Below are 8,241 nucleotides of genomic sequence, written 5' to 3'. Positions count from 1 at the left end.
CCAACTACGTCAAAAGCTAGCTTCCGTCTTAGAAACAATTACACCAGAACACATTGCCTCCCTTACTTCTTACGACTTTATTCTCGAAGCTTTATTTAGCGCAGCTTCATAAAGAATTGGTATAAGTATTTTCCAGCGTTTCGAGACAATAACTCACCTTGGAGCGATGACCAATGGCGTAGACTGTTGGCTGAATATCGTATTTGCAGCCCAGCAGAAATTGGTAATGCAGTCCGTCGTTGTGCTGAGTCGGCTTTTTATCAAGGTAGACCAGGGGAAATTGAGTTTGAGGATTTGCTGACACAGCGACAAGAATTTACTCCAGCTATGGAGCGAGAGTCAGAACAGATACAAGCCATTCGCAATCAGGCTATTTATGCTAAACCTGTAGCTAGTCTGGATGTTTCTCGATTTGCTTATCAACATCGGGAGTTATTTGGGTGAGTCGAATGTAATTTTTGAAATTCCGCTTGTGTCGGATTTTAAAATGCCGATGGTAGAAGTATGGTTGGGATTATTGCTGGGTGGGTTTACATTAGAACAACGTGGTAATTTTTATCACAAGCAAAATGTCTGGGTGAAAAGCTCTCTAACTACGACTGGTGACATCCTTGGGTGCTGACTCTGAGACTACAGCACCGGCTGACCAACCTGACGGGAGCCCTATATTTCCCTTACAAATCAAAATCAAGGCTGAAGGTTTGGTCATCAGAATCCTCTGGTTTAGAGTCTGTAGATAGCTCTTTAGTCGGCTGAATAAGTTGGTTTGACTCAGTATTAATCGGGGTGAAAGCTACTTGTTGAGTGGGGAATGTACCCCTTCTAAAAGCAAAATAACAATCAATAATAAAGTAAAGCGTCTCCAGATAACTTTTACCTAATTGCTGTGATTCTGCAAATATCCGCTCACGGTAGCTATCTTTAATCCGAACTTTTTCCGGTGTCAAGTCTTGTTTGTCTGCCATTGTTATAACTTCCCAGATGTGTTTGGTGAATTCTTGCTGATAATAGTTTTTGCCATTTCTAGAAGCCCAAAAACATTAGCTTCCACTGGATTATCCAGAATTTTGAAGCCGTTCTTTTCTAAAAGCTTCTTAAATCCAGGTAACAGACACCCTCCACCTATAGCCCAAATTTCATCCCCTTGGTGCTTGGCATCAAGTGTCAAGTTCACCACTTTCTTCAAGTATTTTTCATACCAATCTTTCAAACAAGTGCTGTATATATCTTTAATATCGATGTCACGGCTGTACTTGGTATGTCCCATTTCCAGACAAAATCGGATTTTGGATGCATCCCCGATTTTTCCCCCATTTAGATGTTTCATTTTTTGGGAAATATCATCAATGAGAACTTCTACACCGATGGGGTAGGCGGTGTGAACTTCTCGCTTCCCCTGGTTGTAACGAGAATACAGAGTCGTTCCATTGCCAAAGTCTAAAATGGTTAATTTTTTCGGTAGTTGATGCCCAAACAATGCACCCATCCCCTCTAGCACAATTTTCAGCACTTCTACTTTCACCTCTGATTGTTTACCAGCAAGTATTGGCTGATATTCCCCACTTAGTACTTTTTGCAATTCGTCAGCCAGACCTACATCATGTAAGCTGACGACTAATTTTAAGTGCCAAGCCTTACGGTGTGGTAGATGTGCCAATGCACCCAATAATGTCAACAACGCATTATTGACTTTGTTTTCATTGTTATCCGTGTTCCGGTCAAAATGATAACCTGTACGGAAAGCTGATTCTCCGACTGTGTAAGCAGTGCCGTTAAAAACTACTCGTCCGGGTACATCTTCCATCTCGGCATTGGTTATATAGCTGGGGACACGAACTACTTCAAAGCCATCGACTAAAAGTTTTAGGCTTCCATAACCGTTATCAAAGCCAGCAGGAAAAATTTTTTGTAAGGTATGAATGTTCGACATTGGGGGAAAGGTAATACGGTTCAATTTGTAAAAGTTATCAGTTGAGAAGATATGGGGGAGCAAAGGAGAGAAGAATAAAATAACTACCTCTTTTTTCTCCAGCCTCAAGAGCTTATCATACCCCCTTGGGGGCTAAGTGGGGTATAAAGTGTCAAACAGTCAAATATACCCCACAAAACACCCATATATACCCTATACAGGGGTCAAATACTCATCGAAGTCTTGAATCATTTTTGGGGTACATATAGCCCCTATAAAGCCCCCATGAGCATTTGTGAAGTTTTATTTTCTGAATAAAATAAAACTGGTTTACTAGATTGCACTATTATGAAATTTAGTTATTACTGAATGACTAAATTCAGTCTTGACTAAAATTACCAACAAACAAATAGGACAAAAATCTATCTTTACATCTATCTTCTCGAAGAGTAGGACTTTTTGAGAGCTAAAGTAATGACTAAATAGCGTTAATTACAATTTAGTCATTTATAAATGACTAAATTACATAATGACTAAATAACTTAAAAACAACATTATGCATTATGATATTGACTAATTTACACAATGCTGCTGGTAGTCAGTAAAATGTTAATTCTTACTTGTGCATCCTTGTCCGGTGGCCAGGGAAAAACAACTGTTGCAATCTTGTTGGGTAGAATGCTTGCTCAAACAGGACAGCGTGTACTGATGATTGATGCCGATCCCCAAGCGAACCTAACTTTTTACCTGGGGCACGAAGTTCAGCAGAATCAACCCACGCTTCTAGAAGTTCTCAAAAAACAGATCAATACTGAAGACGGTATTTATGAAATCGGAGAAAACCTATGGTTAATTCCTGCTGATGATGGATTAGATAATGCTCAAGAATTTTTGTCTGGGAGCGGTATGGGAGCTATTGTTCTGAGCAAACGCTTAAAAGAGGTATCAGATCTATTCCAATACTGCATTATCGATGCACCACCTCAGCGATCGCAAATCTGCCTTACATCGTTGGGGGCAGCTGACCATATCATCATTCCTGTGGAAGCATCATCCAAAGGTGTAAATTCTCTCATCCGAACTCTGAGTTTAGTTGAGGAACTTCAAGAAATTGATGCTTTTTCAGGGATAGTGCTTGGCATCTTGCCATTCAGAGATAAATGGGTAGGTAATAACCAGGTCGCACAAAGTAAGGCGAGTATCAGTGCAATGCGAACAATTGCCGAAGAAATAGTCGTTTTACCTTCAATTTTAGAATCTGAACAATTTAAAAAGGCCATAGATAAAGGTGTAAGTTTGTCCTCTCTAGGCTTTAAACAACTCGAAACTCCCTTCCAACAAATTATCGAGAGGTTACAAAAGAATGTCTGATGTTTTTGAGCGCCTTAAGAAAAAGACACGTCCAAGTGTTCCAGCACGGGATACAACACTTGTAAAAGTACAACATGATAACTTACTAAATGACCAAATTACTGAATTTAGTCATTTATCTGAGAAACCAAAACCGGATTTAGATAGTGAGGAAGTAATAAACGATAAGGTAAGCACTTCTAATCAAGAACAGCAGTTAGAGTTAACCCAGATCATCAGGCGAACAATCAGGTTAGAACAGGACATTGATACCAAACTAGATACGTTTTGCAATGTAAATAAAATTACTAGAGATACTTTCCTAGAAGCTGCATTTATCGTCTGCTCAGAAAATGAGGAATTATTGCAAGAGGTACTAAAGCAAGCTAGAAAACGTTATCAACAGCGTAAACAAGCTGGTGAACAACGCAAATTTCAGACATTGGCTAAGAAAATCAACGTTAACGATTAAGTTAACCCTAATCTATCCGTGAGAGGTTAAGGTAATTGCACAAATGTCCGTGAGAGTGCAGGAAACTACACTTACGAGTTTTAGTCAAATTCTATTGCCAATGGTGAGTTATAAAGCTTTAAGGAACTGCACTGGTTCTGTAGCCTCACGACTGTTATTCACAAAAATATCAGCAATTAGTCGTAAAACTTCAGCCTGTTCTTCTGGAGGTGCTTCAGCAATTAGCGATCGCAGGCTAATTCCTGGCCTCTGACCAAATAACTCAGATAAATACCACACCCTAGCTTCTACCGGAATAGCCAAAAGTAGCGCTATTAGTTTTGATGCTCCTAGATCCGCCTTCCCGCGACGAAAGCGGGATAACATTACTTCTGACACTTTAGCCTGTTCAGCAGTCTTCTTCGCTTCCAAATTGAAGCGATTCATCATCTCATCGAATAACTGCTGATAACTTTGTGTTTTTTCTGATACAAAACTTTGCATTGCTTTGCTAATTATACTTAAGTTTAACGGTTATACTATTTGATGTTTGATTAAACGACAACGATGATGTATACCCTAATCTTACCAAACTCTTGCTAGGAGTGCTTTTTCCCAGACATATCTTTAATCTTCACATTACTAGCATAGCCATCAAATAAATACCTTGTCGCGATTGAATATAAAAATTCGTTGACTAAGTGTTAATGATGGACACCTAAAAAATTAGTCTCTATCCCAACGGATCGAGGTGAAATTTTGTCTTTTCATTTGTATTAGCAAAATTGTGACACAACCAAATTCAAAAATTCAGGGACGTTTCTATCCACTTAAGCATGAAGAATGGCTGAAAGCCTGCCGTGAACTCACACCAGCACAGAGGGATGTCCTGTACTACATCCGAACCATTGACCCTTATAACCAAGGGATTGACATCAATGCCGCTGAGGTAGCTCGTCAGCTGTCAGCACCAGAGCGGATAGTCCACAGGCAAACTGTAAGCCGCGCTCTTAAGGAATTAGACGCAAAGGGATTCATTGATCTAGAGCTATTGCAAGTCAGAACCAAGGTGAAACCAAAGGGATTATGGTGCAATGACACACCCGAATTTATTGAAGACACCAATGGTGTGATGATGCACCCAAGGTGTGATGACGCACCAATGGTGTGTGAAGACACCGATGGTGTGATGACGCACCCAAGGTGTGATGACGCACCGAGCGCGATCGCCACGCACCACGCTGGATCACCACACACCATGATGGATCATGACGCACCATGCGCGATCGCCACGCACCATGCGGAGGCTGAAAGCCTTGTGGAGAGAGGATTACAAAACCCTAAGATCAATAAGAATTATTTAGACTTTATAAAGACTCTCTCAGAAGACGAGCGAGCGAAATTTTTGGAATTTTGTGAGGAAAAAACCAAAAATCTTAGCCAGCCAGTGAATGACATTGAGGCTTGGTTAGCTCACAAGAACAAAGCCGGAAGAAATCGCTGGGAGGTTTATTACGAAAAATATCTGGCTTCAAAACAGGTACAAGCCAAAAAAACTGAAACAAAAAATGCTCGAGATGAATTCCGCCGAGAACTTGAAGAACGGCAGCGACAGGCTCAAAGAGCTTGGGAAGAGTCGCAAAGCCAAAATCTCGCTGAAAATACTGGCGGTGAGACATGATTGATAAATTGCCACCCCAAAACATCGAAGCGGAAGAGGCGATTTTAGGCGGTATCATGCTTGACCCAGAAGCAATCGGTAGGGTGAGCGATCGCTTAATTCCCGAAGCCTTTTACATTAGCACCCATAAAGATATCTATCAAGCCGTGCAGCGCCTTCATTGCTCTGGTAAACCTACTGATTTACTCACAGTTACAGCTTGGCTTACTGACCACGATTTGCTAGTCCGTATCGGCGGGAGAAATAAATTAGCAACTCTGGTAGACCGCACAGTGTCAGCTGTCAACATTGACACTTTAGCCGAGTTGGTGATGGACAAATTCGCGCGTAGACAGTTAATCAAGGCTGGAAATGAAATTGTACATCTCGGTTACGAGACAGAAACTGAGTTACCACAAATCCTTGACCAATCAGAACAGAAAATTTTCCAATTATCTAATCAAACCCTATCTTCAAACACTGAACATAACAGCACGATTAACATTGCTGCTTACGAGGATTTAAATTCAGGAAACCCCATTTACCCTACAGGACTTCATGAACTCGATAATTTGATGGTGGGATTTGAAAGCGGTACACTCACCATAGTTGCGGGTAGGCCATCAATGGGAAAGTCGCAGATCGCCTTGTTTTTGGCTTTCCAAATGATACTGTTCCATGAGCTACCTGTGGTCATCTTCTCCTTGGAGATGACAAAGAAACAATTGGAGTACAGGCTGTGGAGTTTAATTAGTGTTAGCAACGCTTACAAGCATTTAGATTTAACGCCACTAAAAAGCGATCGCATCCGCAGACATCGCTCAGGTAATAAACCCCTAGCAGACTGGGAATTTACAAGCATTGCCAAAATCGTCGGTGTTGCTTCAGAATTACCGCTGTACATGAATGACTCAAGGGGCATCACCGTTTCACAAATTGCCTCAGAATGCCGCCAAATTAAGGCTAAAGAGGGAAAACTGGGGCTAGTTGTAGTTGATTACCTGCAAATGATGGCAGAGGACTCTGGAGGCAACCGCAGCTATGAACTAGGAGATGTGGCCAGGGGACTTTACAAAATGGCAGGGGAACTGGATGTACCCGTGTTAGCACTGTCGCAAATCTCTAGGGGAGTTGAGGGCAGACAGAATAAGCGCCCAATGATGAGCGACCTTAGCCAATCGGGAATTTTAGAAATGGTTGCAGACAATATTATTCTCGCTTACCGGGATGAGTACTACAACCCAGACACTACAGAGCAAGGAATATTAGAACTCATCATGGCTAAGGCACGACACGGTGAAACAGGCACAGCAACGGTATTTTTTGACAAGTCCTATGGAATTATCCAGAATTTGCGGTGATGGAATATCTGAATCCTCAAACTGCTGTCAAAATCATCCGCCTCCTGTATCGGAACTTTTACTGGGGGGTATTGATAATAGCCCTAGTAAAAACTCTGAACAAATAGACATACCCCCCAGTAAATATAACCCTAGTAAAAAGCGCAGAAATTGGGGTGAGGGTAACGGCACTATTCATTGGCGCACCATTACTAGAGGTGGAAAGGACTATCCCCAGGCTTACTATCATTGGCAGGAAAAAGGGAGCAAGAAGACCAAGTACATTCCCAAGCATTTACTGGGGGATATTCAGGAAGCAGAGATCAAGAAGCGCCCAATTAGAGAAATTTTGGGGTTACTGGGTGTTGTGCCTAGCCCTAGTAAAAACACATTACTGGGGGATATCGAAAATAACCCTAGTAAAAATAGACGACACAAAGAAATACCCCCGAGTAAAAATAACCCTAGTAAAACTAGACGACACAAAGGATTAGGTAGTGGCTCCATTCAATGGAAAACCATCACCCTTCACGGCAAAGATTATCCCCAAGCTTGGTATCACTATGAGTTTTGGAAAGATGGCGATCGCCTCCTTAAAAAGTGCAAGTATATTCCAAAACGACTATTAAGCAAAATAGAGAAGCTAGAAGCAGATAAAGCCCCAGTTAGAGAGATTTTGTCAATATTGCGAGTAAAATTGTAGAAAAGGCTGTTGGTTAAAATACTTGCCATCCTATTCACCTGACCAAAACACAAAATTGAGTGATACTGGTCATGGTTGAAAAGTCGAATTTGTAAACAACTAATTCAATTTGACTGTCTTTGTGATGGTATAGAAGATGTGCTTCGCACAGTGTCCTAACCACCTTGATGATTGCAAGTAACATTCCTAGTTGTAGCAATCGCATCGCCCACGAAGTTTAAAGTCTGGCATCCGCTATGATCAACCCAAGACGATGTGCAATAAGTTGTAATTGCTGTACATCGCGCTCAGTAAAATTGGACTCACGACCTCTACTGCTGACAGATTATTAACCATCATCGGCTCAAGACTGGCGGCAATATGACCAGCAATGCCCCGCCCGATAGGGATACGGATTTGTTATGTAATTTCTTCCTCTAGTCCAATGGTTGCTTGTACAGCTAAACTTTGTAGGTCTGCAACTGAAAGTAGGAGTGTAACAGTATCTACGGATATATAATCTCGTAACCACTCAAGCAGCCTATTAAATGTTGCATTCATATAGATTTGAGTAGTGCGACAGCAAAAATAAAATCAGAAGAGCCGCTAACAAATACCCACCTTCAAGCAGTACAAGATGTCATAAGTTTTGTACTGATACTGCACATATCTATCTTTAGACATAGAAAAATTTCATTCTGATTTCATTTTCTTATGAAACTCTATGAATAGGGTGAACGGTAAGACATTTCAGACATTTATATACCTTCATTAATGACAAGTGATTGCTAAAAATATGTTAGCCAGGGGTAAAATTCTCTGGTTGAGGCTTTCCCGTCAGTTGGTTCA

At 41.1% G+C, this 8,241-nt stretch carries 11 protein-coding genes; 7 read left to right on the top strand and 4 right to left on the bottom strand.

The annotated features are described in order from the left end of the window. The first annotated feature begins 186 nt into the window (after positions 1 to 186). Complete coding sequence (locus AC1F2U_RS34025; protein WP_480265148.1) at positions 187 to 444, top strand: hypothetical protein; 258 nt, start codon at positions 187 to 189, stop codon at positions 442 to 444. 28 nt (positions 445 to 472) lie between these two features. Beyond that, entirely contained in the window at positions 473 to 622 is a 150-nt protein-coding gene (locus AC1F2U_RS34020; RefSeq protein ID WP_480265147.1) for a hypothetical protein, read from the top strand. 52 nt (positions 623 to 674) lie between these two features. Here the strand turns inward: AC1F2U_RS34020 and AC1F2U_RS34015 are convergent, their stop codons facing one another. After that, entirely contained in the window at positions 675 to 965 is a 291-nt protein-coding gene (locus tag AC1F2U_RS34015) for a hypothetical protein (protein ID WP_335125352.1), read from the bottom strand. 2 nt (positions 966 to 967) lie between these two features. Next, positions 968 to 1,930, bottom strand: coding sequence for a ParM/StbA family protein (locus tag AC1F2U_RS34010; protein ID WP_480265146.1), 963 nt, complete (start codon positions 1,928 to 1,930; stop codon positions 968 to 970). A gap of 564 nt (positions 1,931 to 2,494) precedes the next feature. On the opposite strand from AC1F2U_RS34010, the gene AC1F2U_RS34005 reads away from it, so the two are divergent. Further along, the gene (locus tag AC1F2U_RS34005) at positions 2,495 to 3,280 is read left to right on the top strand and encodes a ParA family protein (RefSeq protein ID WP_480265145.1); all 786 of its coding nucleotides are present in this window, start codon (positions 2,495 to 2,497) and stop codon (positions 3,278 to 3,280) included. Beyond that, complete coding sequence (locus AC1F2U_RS34000; protein WP_480265144.1) at positions 3,273 to 3,731, top strand: carboxysome distribution maintenance protein McdB; 459 nt, start codon at positions 3,273 to 3,275, stop codon at positions 3,729 to 3,731. Before AC1F2U_RS34005 ends, AC1F2U_RS34000 begins: the two co-directional genes overlap by 8 nt. A gap of 108 nt (positions 3,732 to 3,839) precedes the next feature. Here AC1F2U_RS34000 and AC1F2U_RS33995 read toward each other — a convergent pair whose 3' ends face one another. Continuing rightward, on the bottom strand, positions 3,840 to 4,214 hold the full coding sequence (locus AC1F2U_RS33995; RefSeq protein ID WP_069069515.1) for a hypothetical protein: 375 nt from the start codon (positions 4,212 to 4,214) through the stop codon (positions 3,840 to 3,842). A gap of 283 nt (positions 4,215 to 4,497) precedes the next feature. On the opposite strand from AC1F2U_RS33995, the gene AC1F2U_RS33990 reads away from it, so the two are divergent. Genes AC1F2U_RS33990 through AC1F2U_RS33980 form a run of 3 tightly spaced genes read left to right on the top strand, consistent with a single transcriptional unit; the run spans position 4,498 to position 7,413 of the window. Beyond that, a complete protein-coding gene (locus AC1F2U_RS33990; RefSeq protein WP_480265143.1) occupies positions 4,498 to 5,391 on the top strand; it encodes a MarR family transcriptional regulator in 894 nt (297 codons plus the stop codon). Next, on the top strand, positions 5,388 to 6,731 hold the full coding sequence (gene dnaB / locus AC1F2U_RS33985; RefSeq protein ID WP_480265142.1) for a replicative DNA helicase: 1,344 nt from the start codon (positions 5,388 to 5,390) through the stop codon (positions 6,729 to 6,731). The genes AC1F2U_RS33990 and dnaB overlap by 4 nt, the downstream gene beginning before the upstream one ends. Then, positions 6,706 to 7,413, top strand: coding sequence for a hypothetical protein (locus AC1F2U_RS33980; RefSeq protein WP_480265141.1), 708 nt, complete (start codon positions 6,706 to 6,708; stop codon positions 7,411 to 7,413). The genes dnaB and AC1F2U_RS33980 overlap by 26 nt, the downstream gene beginning before the upstream one ends. Positions 7,414 to 7,812: 399 nt before the next feature. Here AC1F2U_RS33980 and AC1F2U_RS33975 read toward each other — a convergent pair whose 3' ends face one another. Next, positions 7,813 to 7,953 carry a hypothetical protein gene (locus AC1F2U_RS33975; protein ID WP_292793239.1) on the bottom strand — a complete coding sequence of 47 codons (141 nt, stop codon included), beginning with the start codon at positions 7,951 to 7,953 and terminating at the stop codon, positions 7,813 to 7,815. Positions 7,954 to 8,241: the final 288 nt, after the last annotated feature.

This window comes from Nostoc sp. LEGE 12454 (genome assembly GCF_056620565.1).
Note: the sequence above shows the minus strand (reverse complement) of the source record. Positions and strands in the feature narration are given on the sequence as shown.